Raw genomic sequence first — 22,963 nt, 5'->3', positions numbered from 1 at the left:
AGCCATCGACGGGGTTCCTACGCCAGCTTTTACCGCTGAATGGCAGCTGGTTTCGCGCTCAGTTCAAACGCTAACAACACTCTACGATCAAGTCAACGGTAGCCCCAAGGGGAGGCTACCCATCAGGTTACTTAGTGTTACTTACCCGCAGTCAGCGCGTTATAGCTGGTCATCAGGTTGCGATAATCCGGAATGTGGTTGGAGCATAGTGCAGCCAACCCTTCGACATCGTTGCGCCAATCGCGGTGCAGCTCGCAGGCCACGCCGAACCAGGTCATCAGTTGGGCGCCCGCCTGGCTCATGCGGTCATGGGCAGCATCGCGGGTCATTTCGTTGAAAGTGCCGGAAGCATCAGTCACCACGAACACGTCAAACTCTTCTTCCAGGGCAGACAGGGCCGGGAAAGCTACGCACACTTCAGTCACAACGCCGGCGATGATCAGTTGCTTCTTGCCAGTGGCTTTCACGGCCTTGACGAAGTCTTCGTTGTCCCAGGCGTTGATCTGGCCAGGGCGGGCAATGTACGGCGCATCCGGGAACAGGGCTTTCAGTTCCGGCACCAGCGGGCCGTTGGGGCCTTGCTCGAAGCTGGTGGTGAGGATGGTCGGCAGGTTGAAGAACTTGGCCAGGTCAGCCAGCGCCAGCACGTTGTTCTTGAACTTGTCCGGCTCGATATCGCGCACCAGGGACAGCAGGCCAGCCTGGTGGTCGACCAGCAGTACGGCAGCGTCGTCTTTGTTCAGGCGGTTGTAGGTGAATTTGCTCATGGTCTGTGCTCCTAAGGGTTATGAATTTTTCAGCAATCCGGGGTGTTTCGCGTTGATGGGCACAGATTAAAATCATCACCTTTGCGGCGGTAGTTAGCAGAATCTGGCTTTAGCGTTCTGATTTATGAACGATGGATTTGTCGGGGGCTGTGCCGGCCTCTTCGCGGCTAAAGCCGCTCCTACACGGACCGCATAACCCTGTAGGAGCGGCTTCAGCCGCGAAGAGGCCGGCAAAGGCAACCAAATACCCGGAGACCGATCATTGGAAGACCTCAACTCCCTCTACTACTTCACCCAGGTCGTCGAACATGGCGGCTTCGCCCCGGCCGGCCGGGCGCTGGACATGCCCAAGTCAAAACTCAGCCGGCGAATCGCCGACCTTGAAGACCGTCTGGGCGTGCGGCTGCTGAACCGCACCAGCCGCCACTGCTCGCTGACCGAGATCGGCCAGGCCTACTACAACCGTTGTCTGGCCATGCGTGTGGAGGCAGAGGGCGCGGCGGAAATCATCGAGCGCAACCGCAGCGAACCGCGCGGGCTGGTGCGCATCAGTTGCCCGACCACCCTGCTCAACTCCTGGGTCGGGCCGATGCTGACCCGCTACATGCTCAAGTACCCGCAGGTGGAGCTGTTCATCGAAAGTACCAACCGCCGTGTCGACCTGTTGCACGAGGGCTTCGATATTGCTCTGCGGGTGCGCTTTCCGCCGCTGGAGAACACTGACATGGTGATGAAGGTGCTGAGCAACAGCACCCAGTGCCTGGTCGGCCAGCCTCAATACCTGGCGCAACTGCCCAAAGGGTTTGACCCACAGCTGCTGGGCACACTACCCAGCGTGCATTGGGGCAGCGCACAGCGCGAGTACCAGTGGGAACTGTTCCAGGGTGAGGACAACAGCCGCAGCATCGTCATCCCGCATACGCCACGTATGGTGACTGATGACCTGTTTGCCTTGCGCCACTTCGTGGTAGCTGGAGTGGGGATTGCGCACTTGCCGCGGGTGGCGGTGCGTGAGGACCTGGCGGCGGGACGTCTGGTTGAGCTGATTCCGGACTGGCACCCGCGCTGCGGTATCGTGCATGCAATCTTCCCATCGCGGCGTGGGTTGCTGCCGTCGGTGCGGGCGCTGATCGACCATCTGGCTGAGGAATTTGCCATCAGCGACATGGCTTGAGGTCCCGACTGGCTGAGCCGGCCTCTTCGCGGGCATGCCCGCTCCCACTGGTATTTGCACAAGGCTCGGGGCCGGTGGTGGCCCTGTAGGAGCGGCTTTAGCCGCGAAAGGGCCGGTACAGGCAATGCAAATCCCCACCCAGCACACCCTTACAAGACCTTGGGTCTACTCTTCTTCCACACTCCCGGATCATCCCCCGGAGCCCCTCATGATCCGCGCCACTCACGGACCAGGCCGCGCCCTGCTCGCCACCCTCGCCCTCTGGCCGGCGCTCAGCCAGGCCGATGAACCCGGCTGGTCGCTGCTCAGCCGCAACTATTTCCTGCACAGTGACTTCCGCTCGCCCTCCGGCAGTGGCCAGAACTACCGCCAGGAATGGGCCCAAGGCTTCATCGGCGAGGTGCGTTCCGGTTTCACCGAAGGCACTGTCGGCGTCGGCATCGATGCCCATGGCTTTCTTGGCCTCAAGCTCGACGGCGGCCGCGGCCATGCCGGCACCGGCCTGCTGCCACGCAACAGCGATGGCCGCGCCGAATCCGAGTACTCCAGCGCCGGGGCCGCGCTCAAACTGCAGCTAGGCAACACCCGGTTGCGCTATGGCGAGATGATGGTGGAAACCCCGGTGTTCGACACCGGTGACAAACGCCTGCATCCGGAATACGCCACCGGCTGGCTGGTGGAAAACACCGACCTGCCCGACTGGCGCCTGCAGGCCGGGCGTTTCACTGCCTTCAACAACCAGGACAACAGTTCCACCCACGACGACTTCAGCGGCTACGGCGCCAGCACCCACAACCGGGCCATCAGCCTGGCCGGTGCCACCTTCGCGCCCAACGGGCCGTTCGGCGCCGCACTGTATGCCGGGCAGCTGGAAAACACCTGGCGCCAGGCCTACCTCAACCTGATCCTGGCCGAGGGCAACTGGCGCCTGGACGGCAACCTGTACAAAACCCGCGACACCGGCAACGCCAGCGCAGGGGCGATCGACACCCTCGCCTACAGCCTGCTGGCCAAGTACAGCTTCGGCGCCCAGGCGCTGAGCCTGGCCTACCAGAAGGTCGAGGGCAACACGCCTTTCGACTTTGTCGGCGGCGACTCGATCTACCTGGCCAACGCGATCAAGTACGCCGACTTCAACGGCCCTGGCGAGCACTCGTGGCAACTGCGCTACGACCTGAACTTCGCCACCCTCGGTGTACCTGGCCTGAGCCTGATGGGCCGCTATGTCATCGGCCGCGGCATCAACGGCAGCCATGCGCCTGCGGGCGGCATCTATGTGAACCAGTACGGCGACGGCGGCAAGCACTGGGAGCGCGACATCGACCTGAAATACGTGGTGCAGTCAGGGGCTGCCAAGGACCTGAGCCTGTCGTTCTCCCACGTCAGCCACCGCGCCAACCAGGCCCAGGCGGGCGGTGATATCGACCGCATCTACCTGATCATCGAATACCCACTCAAAGGCAGCTTCTGACATGAGTACATCCCCTTCAGGTGCCTGGAGCCCGTTGCGTAACACCACCTTCCGCATGCTGTGGGTCGCCACCATCGCCTCCAACATCGGCACCTGGATGCACGAGGTGGGCGCAGGCTGGCTGATGACCACGCTGTCGGCCAGCCCGCTGCACGTGGCGTTGATCCAGGTAGCCGGCTCGCTGCCGATGTTCTTCCTGGCCCTGCCGGCCGGCGCAGCGGCGGACATCGTCGACAAACGCCGCTACCTGTTGCTGGTGCAGCTGTGGATGTCTTGCGTAGCGGTGGTGCTGGCGGCCCTGACCTTGCTCGGGATGATGAACGTCACCTTGCTGCTGGTGCTGACCCTGGCACTGGGCATTGGAACAGCGCTGATGATGCCGGCGTGGAGCGCACTGACACCGGAACTGGTGGGCAAGGAGGACCTGGCCAACGCGGTGGCGCTCTCCAGTGTCGGCATCAACGTGTCACGGGCCATCGGCCCGGCACTGGCAGGGGTGGTGGTGAGCATGGTCGGCCCGTGGCTGACCTTTGCCCTGAATGCCATCTCGTTCGCTGGCGTGATCCTGGTGCTGTTCCTGTGGAAGCGCGAAGTGAAGGAACCACTGCTGCCGGCTGAGCGCTTCGTTGGCGCCATGCGCACCGGGTTGCGCTTTGCCCGCAGTGCCAAGCCTTTGCAGGCCGTGTTGCTACGCGCGTTGGCGTTCTTTTTCTGCGCCAGCGCCGGCACTTCGCTGCTGCCACTGATCGTGCGTGGCGAGATGCACGGCACTGCAGCGGACTTCGGCCTGCTGCTGGCGGCCATCGGTATTGGCGCAGTGGCGGGCGCCACCTTGCTGCCGCGCCTGCGTGAGCGCATCAGCCGTGACCGCCTGGTGTTACTGGCCAGCCTGCTGTATGCCCTGTTCCTGCTGGCCCTGGCGTTGGTGCGCAATTTCTATGCGCTGCTGCCCGCGATGCTGCTCAGCGGCGCGGCGTGGATCGCGGTGCTGTCCAACCTGCAAGTGGCTGCGCAGACTTCGGTGCCAGCCTGGGTAAGGGCGCGGGCTTTGTCGGTATACATTCTGATCTTCTTCGGCGCCATGGCCTGTGGCGGCCTGCTGTGGGGCACGCTGGCCAGCCATGCAACGATCACCTTCAGCCTGCTGCTGGCCGCAGGCGGCCTGGCGCTGGGTACCTTGCTGACCTGCAAGGTGACGCTGCCGGAAACCGAGGCAGAGGAGCTGACGCCGTCGCTGCATTGGCCGGTGCCGGTGCTGAGCGATGACATGGACAAGGAAGTCGGACCGGTGATGGTCACCGTCGAGTACCACATCGCCCCCACCAAAGCCGAGGCCTTCCAGCAGGCGGCGCGAGAGCTGGAAGCGATGCGCAAGCGCAATGGCGCATTGTCGTGGGGGTTGATGCGGGACAGTGCTGATCCGGCGCTGTGGCTGGAGTTCTTCTTCGAGGAATCATGGCTGGAGCATCTGCGGCATCACCATCGGGTGACCCGTGGCGAACTGAAGATCGAGGCGCGGGTCAGGATGCTGCAGACCGATGGGGTTGAGGTGCGGATTCGGCATCTATTGGCTGGTGGGGAGCATAAGGCACACCATTGATGCCGGCCCTTACGGCCCATTCGCGGGTGAACCCGCTCCTACACATGATCTGCGGTAAACACACACCGGACGTTGGAAACAGGCCGTTGTAGGAGCGGGTTTACCCGCGAAAGGGCCGGCACTGAAGACACAAGAAAGGGGCCAGTTATTGGCCCCCGTTCGTCACATCAGCTCAGCTTAGAAAGCGAAGCACGAACAGCCCAGCGCCCCCCAGAAGCCCTGGAAGTCATTTACCGGCACGCTCGAATGCCGCGCCTTTTCGTGGCTGTGCGCATGCACACCACAAGGCCCGCTGCACTGGTGCACGGTGGCTGCCAACGATGGCGTACCGACGCGCCAGTGCCCCGGCACCTTGGTCACCGGCGACCACTCGGGCAGCACCGGCACCTGCGGCGGGCCAAGCTTGTCGAACTCACCAGCACCGTACACCACCTTGCCATCAACGATGGTCAACACTGATTCGATACCCTTGATCGCTTCCTCATCGACACTGAAGAAGTCCAGCGACAACGCGGCCAGGTCAGCCAGCTGGCCCACCTTGATCTGGCCTTTCTTGCCTTGCTCGCTGGAAAACCAGGCGCTGCCCTGGGTGAACAGTTGCAGCGCGGTGTCACGGCTCAGACCTTCCGGGTACAGCTCCATGCCACCGACCGTCTTGCCACTGACCAGCCAGTACAGTGAAGTCCATGGGTTGTAGCTGGACACCCGAGTGGCGTCGGTACCCGCGCCCACCGGCACGCCCATCTCGAGCATGCGCTTGATCGGCGGGGTCTGCTCGGCGGCCTTGGCGCCGTAGCGGTCGACGAAGTATTCACCTTGGAAGGCCATGCGGTCCTGGATGGCAATACCACCGCCCAGCGCACGCACGCGTTCGATGTTATGCGGGGTGATGGTTTCGGCGTGGTCGAAGAACCAGGGCAGGCCGTTGAATGGAATGTCACGGTTGACCTTCTCGAACACGTCGAGCATGCGCGTGATCGATTCGTTGTAGGTGGCGTGCAGGCGAAATGGCCAGCGCTGCTCGACCAAGTGGCGCACCACCGGCTCCAGCTCTTCTTCCATGGTTTGCGGCAGGTCTGGGCGCGGCTCGAGGAAGTCTTCGAAGTCGGCGGCAGAGAACACCAGCATTTCGCCAGCGCCATTGTGGCGCAAGAAGTCGGTACCGCTGTGCAGCTTGACGCTGGAGGTCCACTTCTTGAAATCGTCGAGTTCTTCCTTGGGCTTCTGGGTGAACAGGTTGTAGGCGATGCGTACGGTCAATTGATCGTTGTCGGCCAGCTCCTGGATCACGGAGTAGTCGTCGGGGAAGTTCTGGTAGCCGCCGCCGGCGTCGATGGCGCTGGTCAGGCCCAGCCGGTTGAGCTCACGCATGAACTGGCGAGTGGAGTTGACCTGATACTCCAGCGGCAGCTTAGGCCCCTTGGCCAGCGTAGCGTAGAGAATCATCGCGTTCGGGCGGGCGATCAGCATGCCGGTCGGGTTGCCGAACTTGTCGCGCTGGATCTCGCCACCCGGCGGGTTCGGTGTGTCCTTGGTGTAGCCAACGGCCTTGAGTGCGGCGCGGTTGAGCAACGCGCGGTCGTACAGGTGCAGCAGGAACACCGGGGTGTCGGGTGCGGCCTGGTTGATTTCTTCAAGGGTGGGCATGCGCTTTTCGGCGAACTGGAATTCGTTCCAGCCACCGACCACGCGCACCCACTGCGGGGTGGGCGTGCGCGCCGCCTGGTCCTTGAGCATGCGCAGGGCATCGGCCACCGACGGTACCCCTTCCCAACGCAGCTCGAGGTTGTAGTTCAGACCGCCACGGATCAGGTGCAGGTGCGAGTCATTGAGACCCGGGATCACCGTGCGTTGCTTGAGGTCGATGATCTGCGTGGCGGCACCCTTGTGGGCCATGGCCTCGGCGTCGCTGCCCACGGCGATGAAACGGCCGTCCTTGATGGCGACAGCAGTCGCGGTGGGCTTTTCGCGGTCAACGGTGTGCAGTTTGCCGTTGAACAGAATCAGGTCGGCGGTCATGGAACCTCCTTGCGTGGATGCGTGAGCGGAACCGGCTTGGCCGGTAAAAGGCAATGCGGACCAGAGTGCGCCGGCGGCACCGAGCACAGTGCTGGTGGCGAGGAACTGGCGACGGGTCTTGTCGTTGCGATCCTGGGACATGGGCTTCTCCGACTAGGGGCCGGCAGGGGGACTGCGAAGCATGCCGGTTGATGCAAGGCCTGGGCTTGAATGGATGTGCGGTGGGTTGAAGAAGGTTAGCCCTGGTCAAGCTTTTTGCTGCCTGGGCCGGCCTCTTCGCGGGTAAACCCGCTCCTATGTCTGTAGGAGCGGGTTTACCCGCGAATGTTTCCCACAATTACCGCTGAAGGAACGCCAGCAAGTCCTCATTCAGCTGCTGCGCATGAGTGACTGCAAAACCGTGCGGCGCCCCGGCATACACCTTCAGCTCGGCGCCGCGAATCAGCTCCGCCGCCTGCTTGCCGGTGGTCTCGAACGGCACGATCTGGTCGTCATCGCCATGGATCACCAACGTCGGCACATCGACCTTGGCCATGTCCGGACGGAAATCGGTCTCCGAGAAGGCCGTCACACAGTCCAGGGTGCCTTTGATTGACGCCATCAGCGCAATGTTCAGGGTCTGCGTCTGCACACCCTGGGACACCTGCTGCCCATGGTTCAGGCCGTAGAACGGCGTGGCGAAATCGGCGATGAACTGCGCGCGGTCTGCACGCAGGCCGGCCTGGATGCCCTCGAACACCGACAGGTCGACACCGTCAGGATTATCGTCACGCTTGCCGAACACTGGCGTCACCGCGCCCAGCAACACCAGCCCGGCCACCCGCTCGCTGCCGTGGCGGGCGATGTAGCGGCTGACATCACCGCCCCCCATCGAGAAGCCCACCAGGGTGACGTCGCGCAGGTCGAGGTGTTCGATCAGCTGGGCAATGTCATCGGCGAAGGTGTCGTAGTCGTAACCGCTCCACGGCTGGCTCGAGCGCCCGAAACCCCGGCGGTCGAAGGCGATGGCGCGGTAACCGCGGCTGGCCAGGAACTCCATCTGCGAATCCCACATGTCGGCGTCCAGCGGCCAGCCGTGGCTGAACAGCACAGGCTTGCCGCTGCCCCAGTCCTTGAAGTAGATCGAAGTGCCATCGCGGGCAACGAACGTGCTCATAGCGGTATCTCCTTGAAAGTTTCCAGGTGAAGGCGTCGGCTCAGCCGCGCAGCCAGTTGGCGCAGCGGCGGGTTACCCAAGGCATGATGTAGAACACCACGGGCAGGATGACGAACAGGTTGACGATCAGGTTGCCGGTGATCACGCCGCCCAACTGCGGGAAGCGTGCAAACAGCGGCGCCAGCAGTTGCGGGATGACCATGGTCATCGGGCAGATCACCAGGTAGGTCAGCAGTGCCTGCTTCCAACGCGGCGGTTGCAACGCCGGGGTGCCCGGCGAGCTATCAAGCACCTTGTGTTGCAGGCATACGGTCACCACTTCGCGGTTGTCATGGAGTGCGGTGTTCATCGGCGTTCCTTGGGATGAGCTTGCCCGCATTCACTCTGCAACGGCGAACGGGCGGTGGATTGGATGGGTGTGCTGCCCTGCGCGGGCACCGACTCACGGCGCCCGGGGCGGGTCGGCTTACTTGCCGGCGTTGAACGCGTTGTAGCTGGTCATCAGGTTGCGGTAGTCCGGGATGTGGTTGGAGCACAGCGCGGCCAGGCCTTCGATGTCGTTGCGCCAGTCGCGGTGCAGCTCACAGGCCACGCCGAACCATGTCATCAGTTGCGCACCGGCACGACTCATGCGGTCATGGGCAGCGTCGCGGGTCATGGCGTTGAAGGTGCCGGAGGCATCGGTCACCACGAACACGTCGAACGCTTCTTCCAAGGCGGCCAGCGCCGGGAAGGCTACGCACACTTCGGTTACCACGCCGGCAATGATCAGCTGCTTCTTGCCGGTAGCCTTCACCGCCTTGACGAAGTCTTCGTTGTCCCAGGCGTTGATCTGGCCAGGGCGGGCAATGTACGGAGCGTCCGGGAACAGGGCTTTCAGCTCCGGTACCAGTGGGCCGTTGGGGCCTTGCTCGAAGCTGGTGGTGAGAATGGTCGGCAGGTTGAAGAACTTGGCCAGGTCGGCCAGGGCCAGCACGTTGTTCTTGAACGCGTCCGGCTCGATGTCGCGCACCAGCGACAACAGACCAGCCTGGTGATCGACCAGCAGCACAGCGGCGTCGTCTTTGTTCAGGCGGTTGTATTTGAAGTTGGTCATGGTCGTTGCTCCTAAGGTTTTGATGTTCAGTCAGCTGGGTGTTTCGCGTTGATGGGAGAAGATTAAAACCATCACCTTTGGAGCGGTAGATAGCGGTTTTTGGCTTTAGCGTTCTGTTTTAGGAACGATGAAGAACGTAATGGGTTGACTGGCCGAATTCCACACGCTGACCCACTGCGTGCTGTAACGGATCGACAAGGAGCAGATGAAGAGTTGTTTGCAGCAGCGTGAAGAGCTGCCGACGGCGTGAGCAAGTTGCAGCGGTTCGGCGACAGAGCCGGGAGTCGTTGTCGCTGCAGAAGCCGGCTTCAATCAAGATGGGCGGCTTCCATGATTGGTCGCACACGTGAGCCTGTGCTGGCTTCTTCGCGGGTAACCCCGCTCACATGTTCACCACAGACCTCTCAGGCGGTAAACAGGCGCAACTGTCTTGCTCAAAATTTGAACAACCTGCGCAGTCGCCTGTAGGAGCGGGTTTACCCGCGAAGACGGTAGCGGCGGCAACGGTGATCGGCCTTTGGAAATTGGCCAGCAGGTCCGGCCCTTTCGCGGGTGAACCCGCTTCTACACAATGGCCTGCGCCGGGCCACCGATGTGTGCCCCCCGCTCCGCGCGTAGGAGCGGGTTCACCCACGAAGAGGCCAGCAGCTACAACACAACCCTCAGGCACTGACCCGCGTGGTACAGCGAGAACCCGGACTCATAGAACGCCGTACGCAGCGAAGGCGCGCTCACGCCGCTCATCGGCGAGAACGGAATGGGCAGGCTGTCCGCCTCGCCCTTGAGCAGGAACTCAGCAAACGCACGCCCGATCACGGTGCCGGTTGTGTTACCCCGCCCGTTGTACCCGGTTACCGCCACCAGCCCCGGCGCCGGCTCGAACAGGCGCATCAGGTGGTCGGGGGTGAAGTCGATGCAGCCGGTCCAGTGCATTTCCCACTCGACCTTGCCCAGCTCCGGGTAATAGTGGCTCTGGATGCGGTCAGCCCAGCTACGCACGAACCAGGCTGGCTTGTTGTCTACCCGGCCCAGGCTGCCGAGCAGCAGGCGGCCCTGGTCGTCGCGGCGGATGCTGCTGAGTACGGTGCGGGTGTCCCACGAACCTTGGCCATGTGGCAGCACCTTGTAGGCTGCAGCGCCCTGCAGCGGTTTGGAGGCTACCTGATAGTAGTAACCACGGAAAAACTGCTTCTGCAGGTTGCTCCAGTCGCCTTCGGTGTAGGCGCCGGTGGAAATCACCACCTTTTCGGCGCGCACAGCGCCACGCGCAGTCTTCACCCGCCAGCCATCCCCCTCACGCTCCAGGCCTTCGACCGAAGACTGCTGGAAAATCCTGCCGCCCAGGCGCGCCACGGCGGCCGCCAGGCCCTGGGTGTAGCCCATGGGGTTGATAGTGCCGGCGCGGCGATCAAGCAGCGCAGCGGAAATCTTGTCGGTACCGCAGTATTCCTGGCACTGGGCGCCAGTCAGCAGCTCGACGTCGGCACCTCGGCGGCGCCATTGTTCGTGACGCGCTTCGAGGTCGGCGATGCCGGTGGCGTTGTGCGCCATGTGCAGCGTGCCTTTGTGCTGGGCCTGGCAATCGATGCCGAGGCGCTCGATCATGGCGAACACTTCAGCCGGGGCTTCGCCAAGCACCTTGTTCAGGCGGCTGCCCTGCTTCTGGCCAAGGGTGGCCTCGACGTCGTCGGGGCGGATCCAGGTGCCGGCGTTGACCAGGCCGACGTTGCGCCCGGAGCCACCGTGGCCGATCTGCCAGGCCTCCAGCACGATCACCGACTTGCCCTGTTCGAGCAGGTGGATGGCCGCCGACAGGCCGGTAATACCGCCGCCGATCACGCAGACATCGGCCTTGTGCTCACCGGCCAGGGCCTGGGCGGCGACGGTCGGTTTGCTGACGTGTTCCCACAAGCATTGTTGACGCAGTTCGGACATGGCCGGCTCCAGCAATTTGTTCTTGTTGGGGCCGCAAGGCGGCCCATTCGCGGGTAAACCCGCTCCTACAGGGGTCGGTGTCGCTTGGACGAACCCTGTAGGAGCGGGTCTACCCGCGAACCGGGGGCCAGGCCCCCGGCCATGCAGCATCAATACATCAGTCGAACACGATACCCTGCGCCAGCGGCAGCTCACGCGAGTAGTTCACGGTGTTGGTCTGGCGACGCATGTAGCCTTTCCAGGCATCCGAGCCCGACTCACGGCCACCGCCCGTTTCCTTCTCGCCACCAAACGCACCGCCGATCTCGGCGCCGCTGGTGCCGATGTTGACGTTGGCGATACCACAGTCGCTGCCCGAGGCGCTCTGGAAGCGCTCGGCCTCACGGATGTCGGTGGTGAAGATGCAGGACGACAGGCCTTGTGGCACTTCGTTGTTCAGGCGCAGGGCCTCTTCGAAGTCGTCATAGGCCAGCACATACAGGATCGGGGCGAAGGTTTCGTGGCGCACCACGTCACTCTGCGCCGGCATTTCAGCAATGGCTGGCGAAACGTAGTAGGCGTTCGGGTACTGGTCGGCCAACTGACGCTCGCCACCAAATACCTGGCCACCTTCGTCGCGGGCCTTGGCCAGTGCACCTTGCATGGCGTCGAACGACTGCTTGTCGATCAGCGGGCCTACCAGGTTGTCTTTACGTGGGTCGCCGATGCGCACTTTGCCGTAGGCGGCTTTGACGCGGGCAACCACTTCGTCCTTGATCGAGCGGTGCACGATCAGGCGGCGCAGGGTGGTGCAACGCTGGCCGGCAGTGCCGACAGCCGAGAACAGGATGCCACGCACGGCCAGGTCCAGGTCGGCGCTCGGGGCCAGGATCATGGCGTTGTTGCCACCCAGCTCCAGGATGCTGCGGCCGAAGCGGGCAGCCACGCGTGGGCCGACTTCGCGACCCATGCGGGTGCTGCCGGTGGCGCTGACCAGCGGTACGCGCGGGTCGTCGACCATGGCTTCGCCAGCTTCACGGCCGCCGATAACCAGTTGTGCCAAGCCAGCCGGAGCATCGCCGAAGGCTTTCAGGGCTTTTTCGAACAGCGCCTGGCAGGCCAGGGCGGTCAGCGGAGTTTTCTCGGACGGCTTCCATACCACCGAGTTGCCGGCCACCAGCGCCAGCGCGGTGTTCCAGGCCCACACGGCAACCGGGAAGTTGAAGGCGCTGATGACGCCGACCACGCCCAGCGGGTGCCAGGTTTCACGCATGTGGTGGCCAGGGCGCTCGGAAGCGATGGTCAGGCCGTACAGCTGGCGCGACAGGCCTACGGCGAAGTCGCAGATGTCGATCATTTCCTGCACTTCGCCCAGGCCTTCCTGGGTGATCTTGCCGGCTTCGATCGAGACCAGCTCGCCGAGGTCGGCCTTGTGCTCACGCAGCACTTCGCCGAACAGGCGCACCAGTTCGCCACGGCGCGGAGCCGGCACACTGCGCCAGGCTTCGAAGGCGCTTTGGGCCTGATCGATGCGGGCGATGGTCTCGGCCTTGCCGAGCAGTTTCACCGAGGCGATCTGGCTGCCGTCGATCGGCGTGTGAACAGGGTAGTCGCCCTGGGTGTAAGCCTCGGCGGCAACGCCAAGGCGCTCGAGCAATCCAGCAACCATTTGTGCATCTCCTACATCGGTGATGGGGTGGAAAAATGATGTGGATCAGTATTAATCCGATCACATAGGTACAACAAACGACCTTTATTCCGCATATCATTCCGTCAGGTAATGATTTGAGCCGCAGAGACCGCTATGTCAAAACGCCTGGTACCCTCCATGACCGCCCTGCAGTGCTTTGAAGCTGCAGCCCGCCATCTGAGTTTTACCCGTGCCGCTGAAGAACTGCACCTGACCCAGAGCGCGGTCAGCAAGCAGGTGGCACAGCTGGAAGACATGCTGCGCCACCACCTGTTCCTGCGCATTCGCCGGCGCTTGCAGCTGACCCCGGCCGGCAGCCTGTACCTGGCCGAGGTCAACAAAATCCTCACCCAGGTGGACATGTCCAGCCGCTACGTACTCACCTACGGCGAGCAGACCGAGATATTGAAGGTAGCCACTCAACCGAGTTTTGGCGTGCGCTGGTTGATCCCGCACCTCAAGGGGTTTGGCAAACGGCACAGTAATATCCACCTGGACATTCGCAACGAAATGGAGCCGTTCGCCCTGCTGCAAGGCTCGGCTGACGTGGTGTTCTTCTATGGCCAGGGCACCTGGCCGGGGGCCACTTGCGTGGAGTTGTTCCGCGAAGAGGTGGTGCCGGTGTGTGCGCCAGAGCTGCTGGCCGGGCGCAAGCTGGCCGGTGCCGAGGAGCTGGCCGAGCTGGTGCTGCTGCAAAGCACCTCGCGCCCGGAGGCCTGGCATGAGTGGTTCCTGGAGCAGGGCCTGCAAAGCGTCAGCGCCTACCACGGGCCGCGCTTCGATACGTTCTATATGGCGTTGAGCGCGGCGCAGGCCGGCTGCGGGGTGGCGCTGGTGCCACGCTATCTGGCGGCGAAGGAACTGGCGGAAGGTAGCCTGGTGGTGCCGTGGAATCATGCGATGCGCAGCGCCGGGGCGCATTACCTGGCGTATGCCGAGCATGCGGCGGAGGTGCCCAAGGTGCGGGCGCTGGTGGAGTGGATCCACGAACAGCTACAGGCTTGAGGGCCTCTTCGCGGCTAAAGCCGCTCCTACGGGGACCGCGTAAGCGCGGCTTTAGCCGTGAAAGTGCCGTCGAGGTCGATCAAAAAAGGAATGACACACTCACTTTTTTTCGCTTGTGAGCAAAGTGCATTCCCAGCTTTCATGTAAGCGTCCGAACCCAACCAGGAAGCTAGCGATGCCAGCCCACGATTTCGTCAGCCCAGACAGCATCCGCGCGCAGTTCTCTGCCGCCATGTCGCTCATGTACAAACAGGAAGTGCCGCTGTACGGCACGCTGCTGGAGCTGGTGAGCGAAATCAACCAGCAGGTGATGGCCCGGCAACCCGAAGTGGCCGAGGCCCTGCGCTGGACCGGCGAAATCGAGCGCCTTGACCAGGAACGCCACGGCGCCATCCGCGTCGGCACCGCCGAAGAACTGGCCACCATCGCCCGCCTGTTCGCCGTCATGGGCATGCAGCCGGTCGGCTACTATGACCTCAGCTCCGCTGGCGTACCGGTGCATTCCACTGCCTTCCGCGCGGTGCACGAGCAATCGCTGCATGTCAGCCCGTTCCGGGTGTTCACCTCGCTGCTGCGCCTGGAGCTGATCGACAACCCGCAGTTGCGCGAGCTGGCACAGGGCATCCTGGCCAAGCGCCAGATCTTCACCGCCCGCGCCCTCGAACTGATCGCCCAGTGTGAGCGCGAGGGTGGCCTTGACGCCGCGGATGCAGAGACGTTCGTGCAGGAAGCGCTGCACACCTTCCGCTGGCACCAGGACGCTACCGTCACTGCCGAGCAATACCAGCAGTTGCACGACCAACACCGCCTGATCGCCGATGTGGTGGCCTTCAAGGGCCCGCACATCAACCACCTGACCCCACGTACCCTGGATATCGATGCAATCCAGCGCGGCATGCCGGCCAAGGGTATCCCGCCGAAGGCCGTGGTTGAAGGCCCGCCCACCCGCCGCCACCCAATCCTGCTGCGCCAGACCAGCTTCAAGGCTCTGCAGGAAACGGTCGCCTTCAGCGACCAGCAAGGCAGCAAAGGCAGCCACACCGCACGCTTTGGCGAAATCGAGCAACGCGGTGCAGCGTTGACGCCGAAAGGTCGCCAGCTCTACGACAAGTTGCTCGACGCTACCCGCGCTGCGCTGGGTGGCGCTCCAGCCGAAGCCAATGCCGAGCGTTACATGGCGCTGCTGAAGGCAAACTTTGCCGAATTCCCGGATGACCTGGCGCAGATGCGCGAACAAGGCCTTGCATATTTCCGCTACTTCGCCACCGAGAAAGGCCTGGCCGCACGCGACCAGGAAGGCCGCCCGACTACCCTGCAAGGCTTGATCGACGCGGGCCACGTGCACTTCGAGGCGCTGGTGTACGAGGACTTCCTGCCAGTGAGCGCAGCGGGGATCTTCCAGTCCAACCTGGGCGACGATGCGCAGGCCGAATACGGCAGCAACGCCAACCGCGAAGCGTTCGAAGCGGCGCTGGGGTTGCAGGTACAGGATGAGCTGGCGCTGTATGCGCAAAGCGAGCGCCGGTCGCTGCAGGCCTGTGCACAGGCGTTGAATCTGGGCTCGATGTAAATCTGTACCAGCCTCTTCGCGGGCTTGCCCGCTCCCACAGGTAACAGGGCATATGACCTGTGGGAGCGGGCGAGCCCGCGAAGAGGCCGGTGCAGGTGATCAAAGACGCGGCAAGATTTCCACATCCGGCAAATCCATCGCCGCCACCTCGTCTTCCAGAAACGCACTCAACCGCCGCAAACGCTCGCCACCCGGGCGGGTACGCGGCCACACCAGGTAGTAATCCATGCCGCTGGGCACCGCCGTCGGCCATGGCAGGCTCAAGCGCTTCTGCGCCACATCTTCGGCCACCATCAGCAAGTCGCCCATGGATATCCCGTAGCCACGCGCTGCGGCAATCATGCCCAGCTCCAGGGTGTCGAACACCTGGCCGCCCTTGAGCGATACCTTGTCGCCAAGCCCCATACGCTCCAGCCACTCCCGCCAGTCACGCTTATCCACCGTGGGGTGCAGCAGTTCGACAGAGGCCAGCCTGCACACATTCCAGGGTTCCTCGTCGAGCAGGTCCGGCGCGCCGACCGGGATCAACAACTCAGGGAACAGCTTGCGCACCTCCCACTCCGGCGGGAATACCCCGTCGCTGAGCAACACCGCGCAATCGAACGGCTCCTGGTGGAAGTCCACATGGTCGACATCCATCCAGGCACTGGTCAGCTGCACCTCATTGCCCGGTTGCAGGTGGCGAAAGCGACTGAGGCACGCCAGCAACCAGCGCATGGTCAGGGTCGAGGGGGCTTTCATGCGCAGTATGTCGTCTTCACCACTCAAGGTTTCGCAGGCCCGCTCAAACGCCGCAAAGCCCTCGCGCACGCCCGGTAGCAGTACCCGCCCCGCTTCGGTAAGTTGCAGGCTGCGGCCACTGCGCACGAAGAGGCGGCAGGCAAAATGCTCTTCCAACGTACGGATATGCCGGCTGATGGCGCTTTGGGTAATAGAAAGCTCTTCGCCCGCACGGGTGAAGGAGCTTAGCCGCGCGGCAGCTTCGAATGCGCGCAGTGCATACAGCGGTGGTAGCTGGCGTGGCATGAGGCACCTGCAATATAGGCGTGTGAGGCAAATCACCGAGAAACCTATATACATGAGTTCAACTCATGCCAACTATCGCTTTTATCCTTTTGTGCAAAGTTGACCGAAGCCTCAGAATCGCCGTTCGTTGATCACTCCAGAATGAAGGACCGCCCCATGCACGTCGCGCCCACCACAGAACTCAAGGCTTTGCTGCGCCTGGCCGGGCCGCTGATTGCCTCGCAGTTGGCGCACATGCTAATGGTGCTGACCGACACCCTGATGATGGCCCGCATCAGCCCTCAGGCTCTGGCGGGTGGTGGTCTGGGGGCAGCCAGCTATTCGTTCGTATCGATCTTCTGCCTGGGCGTGATCGCCGCAGTCGGCACGCTGGTGGCCATTCGCAAGGGTGCCAACGACATCGAGGGCGCTACCCGCCTGGCGCAGAACGGTCTGTGGCTGGCCTGGGGCCTTGCACTGTTCGCCGCGCTGGTGCTGTGGAACCTTGAACCGGTGCTGCTGCTGTTCGGGCAAAAGCCCGAGAACGTGGCCTCGGCTGCGCAATTCCTTACCCTGCTACCGCTGGCCCTGCCCGGCTACCTGACCTTCATGGCCTTGCGCGGCTTCACCAGCGCGCTGGGCCGCTCGACCCCGGTGATGGTCATCAGCCTGGTAGGCACGGTGCTCAACTACCTGTTCAACGTGGCGCTGATCGAGGGCATGTTCGGCCTGCCCAAGCTGGGGCTGATGGGCATCGGCCTGGTCACTGCAGTGGTGTCGATGGGCATGGCCATCGCCCTGGCGCTGTACATTCGCTGGCACCCGGCCTACGCCGCCTACCCGCTGCGCAAGGGCCTGTCACGCCCATCACTGGCGGCCTTGCGCGAACTGTGGCGGCTGGGCCTGCCGATTGGCGGCACGTACATGGTGGAAGTGGGCCTGTTCGCCTTCGCAGCGCTGTGCATGGGCGTGCTGGGCAGCACCGAACTGGCGGCGCACCAGATTGCCCTGCAGATCGTGTCCACGGCATTCATGGTGCCGACAGGCTTGTCCTATGCGGTGACCATGCGCGTAGGCCTTTACTACGGCGCCGGTAACCTGCTGGCAGCACGCAGCGCCGGGCGGGTGGGCATCGGCTTCGGGGCAATGATCATGTTTGCCTTCGCCGCCCTGTTCCTGCTGCTGCCCGAAGCGCTGGTAGGGCTGTTTATCGACCGCAATGACCCGGCCTTTGCCGCGATCTTCCAGGTGGCCGTGCAGTTGTTGATGGTAGCGGCGTGGTTCGAACTGTTCGACGGCATGCAGACGATTGCCATGGGCTCTATCCGAGGGCTGAAAGATGCCAAGACCACCTTCCTGATCGGGCTGGTGTGCTACTGGCTGGTGGGGGCGCCGAGCGCCTGGTTGTTCACCTTTACCCTGGGCGGTGGTGCAGTAGGGATCTGGTGGGGGCTGGCGCTGGGGCTGGCATGTGCGGCGGTGGCGCTGACCTTTGGCTTTGAATGGCGGATGAAGCGGTTGCTGGGTAAGGGTTGGGCTTCCGGAAAGGCGACGGCTTCGGCCTGACTTGCGGGCCTCTTCGCGGGTAAACCCGCTCCTACAACGGCCTGTGCCCAACCCCCGGTGTGTGTCCACCGCAGATCAGTGTGTAGGAGCGGGTTTACCCGCGAATACGATGGTGGCGGCAACGGTGAACGCCTGGTGGAGATTGGCCAGCAGGCCCGGCCCATTCGCGGGTAAACCCGCTCCTACAGGATTGCGCAGGCTCAAAATTGCGCGGTCCCTGTGGGAGCGGGCGTGCCCGCGAAGAGGCCCTAAAGGACAGCCTCCAACTGGCGGCCAGGCGCCTGCAGCAAATACGCCATCAATTCCTCTATCGGCAGCGGCTTGCTGACCAGGAAACCCTGCACCTGGTCGCAGCCAAACCCACGCAACAACGCCAGCTGCTCTTCACTCTCCACCCCCTCGGCCACCACCTCGAGGTTGAGGTTGTGCGCCAGGTTGATCATGGCGTGCACCAGCTTGCGGTTTTCTTCACGCATTTCCATTTCCGCAACAAAGCTGCGATCCACCTTGAGCAAGGTGATCGGCAGGCTGTTGAGGTGCACGAACGAAGAAAACCCGGTGCCAAAATCATCGAGCGAGAAGCGCACGCCCAGGCGACCCAGCGCGTCCATGGTCTGGCGCACCACCTCGTTGCGGCGCATCACCGCCGTCTCGGTCAGCTCGAACTCAAGCCAGCGGGCATCCACACCGTGCTCGAGGATCAGGCGACTCAAGGTGGCCAGTAGCTGGCTGTCCTGGAACTGGCGGAAACTCAAATTGACCGCCATGTGCAGCGGTTCCAGGCCGCGCTCGCACAGTGCCTGCATGTCACTCAAGGCACGGGAAATAACCCAATAGCCCAAGGGCACGATCAGGCCGCTCTGCTCGGCCAGTGGCACGAACTCGCTGGGCGGCAGCAGCCCGCGCTCGGCATGGCGCCAGCGCACCAGCGCCTCCAGCCCGACAATGCGCCCGTCGGCCAGGTTAAGGCGGGGCTGATAGTGCAGCTCCAGCTCGTCGCGGCGCAGGGCGCGGCGCAATTCGCTTTCCAGGTCGGCAAGGCTGCGGGCGTTGCGGTTGATGCGTTCGTTGAACACATGGAAGGTGCAGCCTTGGCTGCCCTTGGCCTGACGCATGGCGATGTGCGCGTGCCACATCAGCGGATCGGCGCCGCTCTGTGCGCGAGCATGGGCCAGGCCCAGGCTGCAGCCCAACAACAGGCTTTCGCCGTCGATCCAATAAGGTTCGGCCAAGGCCTCGACGATGCGGTCGGCCATCCATTCGGCGCGGTTGGCATCGCGGCGGGTGTCGATCAGCAGGGCAAACTCGTCGCTGCCCAGTCGTGCCAACTGGTCGCCCGCTTCCAACTGATGCTTCAGCCGTGCCACGACCTGCAGGATCAACCGGTCACCGCACTGGTGGCCGAGGGCATCGTTGACGTGGCGGAAGTTGTCCAGGTCCAGGTGGCCAAGCGCAACACCACGGCCGTCGTTTTCGGCCAGGCGCGCATTGAGCAAAGCCTGGAAGCCCTGGCGGTTGGCGATGCCGGTCAGCGGGTCCTGCTCGGCCAGGCGCTGCAAGGTGGCGACCAGCACACCGCGCTCTCGCACATGGCGCAGTGAGCGGCGCAGGGTATCGGCGTTGAGCTGGTCGCGTACCAGCCAGTCGCTGACAGCGCTGGGCGCCGCCTCAGGCTCGTGGTCAAGCAGCAGGATGGTCGGCAGCTCGCAACGCCCGGCGGCGGGCTGCAAGCCTGGCGTTGCCAGTACGACGGCCTGGCGATCATGACTGAACAGGCTGTCGACCGCCTCCCAGTTTGGCGCAGTCAGTAGCACGGCGCTGCCACCCAGTGCAGGCATGCAGGCGTGCAACAAGGCGGCCCATTCCGGCTCATCGGCCAACAGCAGCAAACGCAAAGGTTCGACAGGCGTGGACAAGCGGGCTCCTTAGGGCTTCACGGTGCAACGAGACTGGCGGATATGCCACTGCATTCAATGAAAATGATTTTCAATTTTATACATGTTTCTCGGGCGTAGCATCCCGACGTATTTTGTCGTGCATCCTGCGCGAAACGGCACAAACCGGCAAATATGATTTTTTCAGCCACTAGCATTAGTAGCACTAATAATGAGACGGACAAAAGTCTGACTCAGACGTCAGACGGTCGCGCCACAACGGCCCCATGCCTGTTAGAATGCGCGGCTATTTTCTGGCGACCCCCGGTTTCTAGCATGTCCCGACTCAATCCCCGGCAGCAGGAAGCCCGTGACTATGTCGGCGGCCCTCTTTTGGTGCTCGCCGGTGCAGGTTCGGGCAAGACCAGCGTGATCACGCGCAAGATTGCCCACCTCATCCAGAACTGCGGCATCCGCGCCCAGTACATCGTGGCGATGACCTTTACCAACAAGGCCGCGCGCGAGATGAAGGAGCGGGTTGCCACCTTGCTGCGCCCGGGAGAAGGCCGTGGCCTGACCGTGTGTACGTTCCACAACCTGGGCCTGAACATCATCCGCAAGGAACACGAGCGCCTGGGTTACAAGCCGGGGTTCTCGATCTTCGACGAGTCCGACATCAAAGCGTTGCTGTCGGACATCATGCAGAAGGAATACTCCGGCGACGACGGCATCGACGAGATCAAGAACATGATCGGTGCCTGGAAAAACGACCTTATCCTGCCACCAGAGGCCCTGGAAAAAGCGCGCAACCCACGCGAGCAGACCGCAGCCATCGTCTACACCCACTATCAGCGTACGCTCAAGGCGTTCAACGCAGTGGACTTCGATGACCTGATCCTGCTGCCAGTCAAACTGTTCCAGGAGCACCCCGAGGTGCTGGAACGCTGGCAAAACCGTGTGCGCTACCTGCTGGTAGACGAATATCAGGACACCAACGCCAGCCAGTACCTGCTGGTGAAGATGCTGATCGGCATGCGCAACCAGTTCACCGTGGTAGGCGACGACGACCAGTCGATCTACGCCTGGCGTGGTGCACGCCCTGAGAACCTGATGCTGCTCAAGGAGGACTACCCCTCCCTGAAGATCGTCATGCTCGAGCAGAACTACCGCTCCACCAGCCGCATCCTGCGCTGTGCCAACGTGTTGATCGCCAACAACCCGCATGCGTTCGAGAAACAGCTATGGAGCGAAATGGGCGTGGGCGACGAGATCCGCGTGATCCGTTGCAAGAACGAGGAAGCCGAGGCCGAACGCGTGGCCATGGAAATCCTCACCTTGCACCTGCGCACCAACCGCCCGTACAGCGACTTCGCCATCCTCTACCGCGGCAACTACCAGGCCAAGCTGATCGAACTGAAGCTGCAGCACCACCAGGTGCCGTATCGCCTGTCGGGTGGCAACAGTTTCTTCGGCCGCCAGGAGGTCAAGGACCTGATGGCCTACCTGCGCTTGCTGGTGAACCCGGACGACGACAACGCCTACCTGCGTGTGATCAACGTACCGCGCCGGGAAATCGGCTCCACCACCCTGGAAAAGCTCGGCAACTACGCCACCGAGCGCGGTATATCGATGTACGCCGCCAGCGAGGAACTGGGCCTGGGCGAGCACCTGGACGCGCGCTACACCGAGCGTTTGCAGCGCTTCAAGCATTGGCTGGATGGGGTGCGCCACAAGGTCGCCCTGGAAGACCCGATTGCCGCGCTGCACGAGATGATCCGCGACATCGACTACGAGAACTGGATCCGCCAGCAGACCGCCAGCGACAAGGCCGCAGAGTTCCGCATCAGCAACGTCTGGTTCCTGGTGGAAGCGCTGAAAAACACCCTCGAGAAGGACGAAGAGGGTGACATGACCATCGAAGACGCCATCGGCAAGCTGGTGCTGCGCGACATGCTCGAGCGCCAGCAGGAAGAAGAAGAGAACGCCGAAGGTGTGCAGATGATGACCCTGCATGCCTCCAAGGGCCTGGAGTTCCCGTACGTGTTCATCATGGGCATGGAAGAGGAAATCCTCCCGCACCGCTCCAGCATCGAGGCCGACACCATCGAAGAGGAACGCCGCCTGGCCTACGTGGGCATCACCCGCGCGCGCCAGACCCTGGCCTTCACCTTCGCCGCCAAGCGCAAGCAGTACGGTGAAATCATCGACTGCACGCCCAGCCGGTTCCTCGACGAACTGCCTCCGGACGACCTGGCCTGGGAGGGCCTGGACGATGCGCCGGTCGAGGTGAAGGCCGCACGCGGCAACAACGCCCTGGCCGATATCCGGGCAATGCTCAAACGCTGATCAACCATTACTCTTTAACTTTGCCGCTGTTAGCGGCCACGGTGGTTTGTATGGCCGATTTGAGCTCACAGATCGGCCATACAGACCACTATCTACATCGAGGAAATCACAGTGGAAGCACTGCATCAGAAGATTCGCGAAGAAGGCATCGTGCTTTCCGATCAGGTTCTCAAAGTCGACGCGTTTCTCAACCACCAGATCGATCCGGCGCTGATGCAGCTGATCGGTGACGAGTTCGCTCGCCTGTTCGCCGACGCCGGTGTGACCAAGATCGTCACCATCGAAGCCTCAGGCATTGCCCCGGCGGTGATGACCGGTCTGAAACTGGGTGTGCCGGTCATCTTCGCTCGCAAGCACCAGTCGCTGACCCTGACCGAAAACCTGCTGACCGCCTCGGTGTATTCCTTCACCAAGCAGACCGAGAACACCGTGGCCATCTCGCCGCGTCACCTCAACAGCAGCGACCGTGTGCTGGTGATCGACGACTTCCTGGCCAACGGCAAGGCCTCGCAGGCGCTGATCTCGATCATCAAGCAGGCAGGTGCCACCGTGGCGGGCCTGGGCATCGTGATCGAGAAGTCGTTCCAGGGCGGCCGTGCCGAACTGGACAGCCAGGGCTACCGCGTTGAATCGCTGGCCCGGGTGAAGTCGCTGGAAGGTGGTGTAGTCAGCTTCATCGAATAAACGCGACACCTGCTTCGCGGGCACGC

Annotated in this window: 17 protein-coding genes and 1 pseudogene; 9 read left to right on the top strand and 9 right to left on the bottom strand. The window is 62.9% G+C overall.

Features of this window, described 5'->3' with window-relative positions; translation table 11 throughout:
• Window positions 1-137: 137 nt before the first annotated feature.
• Complete coding sequence (ycaC, locus tag ACF8RA_RS13940) at window positions 138-767, bottom strand: isochorismate family cysteine hydrolase YcaC (protein ID WP_012274792.1); 630 nt, start codon at window positions 765-767, stop codon at window positions 138-140.
• 262 nt (window positions 768-1,029) lie between these two features.
• Between ycaC (ACF8RA_RS13940) and ACF8RA_RS13935 the strand changes: the two genes are divergently transcribed.
• The 3 genes from ACF8RA_RS13935 (at window position 1,030) to ACF8RA_RS13925 (ending at window position 5,012) form a co-directional block, all read left to right on the top strand.
• Window positions 1,030-1,941: a LysR substrate-binding domain-containing protein gene (locus tag ACF8RA_RS13935; protein WP_010955764.1), complete on the top strand. Its 912-nt coding sequence runs from the start codon at window positions 1,030-1,032 to the stop codon at window positions 1,939-1,941.
• 208 nt (window positions 1,942-2,149) lie between these two features.
• Entirely contained in the window at window positions 2,150-3,412 is a 1,263-nt protein-coding gene (locus ACF8RA_RS13930) for an OprD family porin (protein WP_392519254.1), read from the top strand.
• Window position 3,413: 1 nt separating this feature from the next.
• A complete protein-coding gene (locus tag ACF8RA_RS13925; protein ID WP_176682855.1) occupies window positions 3,414-5,012 on the top strand; it encodes an MFS transporter in 1,599 nt (532 codons plus the stop codon).
• 177 nt (window positions 5,013-5,189) lie between these two features.
• Here ACF8RA_RS13925 and ACF8RA_RS13920 read toward each other — a convergent pair whose 3' ends face one another.
• From ACF8RA_RS13920 to ycaC (ACF8RA_RS13905), 4 genes are all read right to left on the bottom strand, one after another.
• Window positions 5,190-7,031, bottom strand: coding sequence for an amidohydrolase (locus ACF8RA_RS13920; RefSeq protein ID WP_392461524.1), 1,842 nt, complete (start codon window positions 7,029-7,031; stop codon window positions 5,190-5,192).
• Window positions 7,032-7,368: 337 nt separating this feature from the next.
• Entirely contained in the window at window positions 7,369-8,187 is an 819-nt protein-coding gene (locus ACF8RA_RS13915) for an alpha/beta fold hydrolase (RefSeq protein ID WP_392487781.1), read from the bottom strand.
• A 40-nt stretch (window positions 8,188-8,227) separates the two neighbouring features.
• Entirely contained in the window at window positions 8,228-8,536 is a 309-nt protein-coding gene (locus tag ACF8RA_RS13910) for a hypothetical protein (RefSeq protein ID WP_176682857.1), read from the bottom strand.
• 117 nt (window positions 8,537-8,653) lie between these two features.
• Entirely contained in the window at window positions 8,654-9,283 is a 630-nt protein-coding gene (ycaC, locus tag ACF8RA_RS13905) for an isochorismate family cysteine hydrolase YcaC (RefSeq protein ID WP_392487782.1), read from the bottom strand.
• A 148-nt stretch (window positions 9,284-9,431) separates the two neighbouring features.
• On the opposite strand from ycaC (ACF8RA_RS13905), the pseudogene ACF8RA_RS13900 reads away from it, so the two are divergent.
• Window positions 9,432-9,633, top strand: a pseudogene (locus ACF8RA_RS13900) (mechanosensitive ion channel protein MscS); the annotation flags it as partial.
• 298 nt (window positions 9,634-9,931) lie between these two features.
• Here ACF8RA_RS13900 and ACF8RA_RS13895 read toward each other — a convergent pair.
• Both ACF8RA_RS13895 and ACF8RA_RS13890 read right to left on the bottom strand, forming a co-directional pair.
• A complete protein-coding gene (locus tag ACF8RA_RS13895) occupies window positions 9,932-11,218 on the bottom strand; it encodes an NAD(P)/FAD-dependent oxidoreductase (protein ID WP_392487783.1) in 1,287 nt (428 codons plus the stop codon).
• Window positions 11,219-11,375: 157 nt separating this feature from the next.
• Window positions 11,376-12,866 carry an aldehyde dehydrogenase family protein gene (locus ACF8RA_RS13890; protein WP_003253547.1) on the bottom strand — a complete coding sequence of 497 codons (1,491 nt, stop codon included), beginning with the start codon at window positions 12,864-12,866 and terminating at the stop codon, window positions 11,376-11,378.
• Between the two features lie 135 nt (window positions 12,867-13,001).
• On the opposite strand from ACF8RA_RS13890, the gene ACF8RA_RS13885 reads away from it, so the two are divergent.
• Complete coding sequence (locus ACF8RA_RS13885) at window positions 13,002-13,892, top strand: LysR family transcriptional regulator (RefSeq protein ID WP_209969177.1); 891 nt, start codon at window positions 13,002-13,004, stop codon at window positions 13,890-13,892.
• A gap of 175 nt (window positions 13,893-14,067) precedes the next feature.
• The gene (locus ACF8RA_RS13880; RefSeq protein WP_209969175.1) at window positions 14,068-15,462 is read left to right on the top strand and encodes a VOC family protein; all 1,395 of its coding nucleotides are present in this window, start codon (window positions 14,068-14,070) and stop codon (window positions 15,460-15,462) included.
• Between the two features lie 99 nt (window positions 15,463-15,561).
• Here ACF8RA_RS13880 and ACF8RA_RS13875 read toward each other — a convergent pair whose 3' ends face one another.
• Complete coding sequence (locus ACF8RA_RS13875; protein WP_176682861.1) at window positions 15,562-16,488, bottom strand: LysR substrate-binding domain-containing protein; 927 nt, start codon at window positions 16,486-16,488, stop codon at window positions 15,562-15,564.
• A 156-nt stretch (window positions 16,489-16,644) separates the two neighbouring features.
• Here ACF8RA_RS13875 and ACF8RA_RS13870 point away from each other — a divergent pair, with 156 nt between their 5' ends.
• The gene (locus ACF8RA_RS13870; protein ID WP_176682862.1) at window positions 16,645-18,033 is read left to right on the top strand and encodes a NorM family multidrug efflux MATE transporter; all 1,389 of its coding nucleotides are present in this window, start codon (window positions 16,645-16,647) and stop codon (window positions 18,031-18,033) included.
• A 248-nt stretch (window positions 18,034-18,281) separates the two neighbouring features.
• Here ACF8RA_RS13870 and ACF8RA_RS13865 read toward each other — a convergent pair whose 3' ends face one another.
• Complete coding sequence (locus ACF8RA_RS13865; protein WP_176682863.1) at window positions 18,282-19,949, bottom strand: bifunctional diguanylate cyclase/phosphodiesterase; 1,668 nt, start codon at window positions 19,947-19,949, stop codon at window positions 18,282-18,284.
• Between the two features lie 294 nt (window positions 19,950-20,243).
• Between ACF8RA_RS13865 and rep the strand changes: the two genes are divergently transcribed.
• Both rep and ACF8RA_RS13855 read left to right on the top strand, forming a co-directional pair.
• The gene (rep, locus tag ACF8RA_RS13860; protein WP_021785228.1) at window positions 20,244-22,253 is read left to right on the top strand and encodes a DNA helicase Rep; all 2,010 of its coding nucleotides are present in this window, start codon (window positions 20,244-20,246) and stop codon (window positions 22,251-22,253) included.
• 111 nt (window positions 22,254-22,364) lie between these two features.
• On the top strand, window positions 22,365-22,937 hold the full coding sequence (locus ACF8RA_RS13855) for a xanthine phosphoribosyltransferase (protein ID WP_003253535.1): 573 nt from the start codon (window positions 22,365-22,367) through the stop codon (window positions 22,935-22,937).
• Window positions 22,938-22,963 lie beyond the last annotated feature (26 nt).

The organism is Pseudomonas sp. FYR_5 (genome assembly GCF_043106315.1).
In the GTDB taxonomy this organism is placed as follows: Bacteria; Pseudomonadota; Gammaproteobacteria; order Pseudomonadales; family Pseudomonadaceae; genus Aquipseudomonas; species Aquipseudomonas putida_Y.
Note: the sequence above shows the minus strand (reverse complement) of the source record. Positions and strands in the feature narration are given on the sequence as shown.

Bases quoted from the DNA above. Each gene is read 5' to 3' on its own strand.
- ycaC (WP_012274792.1), bottom strand. From the start codon at position 767: ATGAGCAAATTCACCTACAACCGCCTGAACAAAGACGACGCTGCCGTA.
- ACF8RA_RS13930 (WP_392519254.1), top strand. From the start codon at position 2,150: ATGATCCGCGCCACTCACGGACCAGGCCGCGCCCTGCTCGCCACCCTC.
- ACF8RA_RS13925 (WP_176682855.1), top strand. From the start codon at position 3,414: ATGAGTACATCCCCTTCAGGTGCCTGGAGCCCGTTGCGTAACACCACC.
- ACF8RA_RS13920 (WP_392461524.1), bottom strand. From the start codon at position 7,031: ATGACCGCCGACCTGATTCTGTTCAACGGCAAACTGCACACCGTTGAC.
- ACF8RA_RS13915 (WP_392487781.1), bottom strand. From the start codon at position 8,187: ATGAGCACGTTCGTTGCCCGCGATGGCACTTCGATCTACTTCAAGGAC.
- ACF8RA_RS13910 (WP_176682857.1), bottom strand. From the start codon at position 8,536: ATGAACACCGCACTCCATGACAACCGCGAAGTGGTGACCGTATGCCTG.
- ycaC (WP_392487782.1), bottom strand. From the start codon at position 9,283: ATGACCAACTTCAAATACAACCGCCTGAACAAAGACGACGCCGCTGTG.
- ACF8RA_RS13895 (WP_392487783.1), bottom strand. From the start codon at position 11,218: ATGTCCGAACTGCGTCAACAATGCTTGTGGGAACACGTCAGCAAACCG.
- ACF8RA_RS13890 (WP_003253547.1), bottom strand. From the start codon at position 12,866: ATGGTTGCTGGATTGCTCGAGCGCCTTGGCGTTGCCGCCGAGGCTTAC.
- ACF8RA_RS13885 (WP_209969177.1), top strand. From the start codon at position 13,002: ATGTCAAAACGCCTGGTACCCTCCATGACCGCCCTGCAGTGCTTTGAA.
- ACF8RA_RS13880 (WP_209969175.1), top strand. From the start codon at position 14,068: ATGCCAGCCCACGATTTCGTCAGCCCAGACAGCATCCGCGCGCAGTTC.
- ACF8RA_RS13875 (WP_176682861.1), bottom strand. From the start codon at position 16,488: ATGCCACGCCAGCTACCACCGCTGTATGCACTGCGCGCATTCGAAGCT.
- ACF8RA_RS13870 (WP_176682862.1), top strand. From the start codon at position 16,645: ATGCACGTCGCGCCCACCACAGAACTCAAGGCTTTGCTGCGCCTGGCC.
- rep (WP_021785228.1), top strand. From the start codon at position 20,244: ATGTCCCGACTCAATCCCCGGCAGCAGGAAGCCCGTGACTATGTCGGC.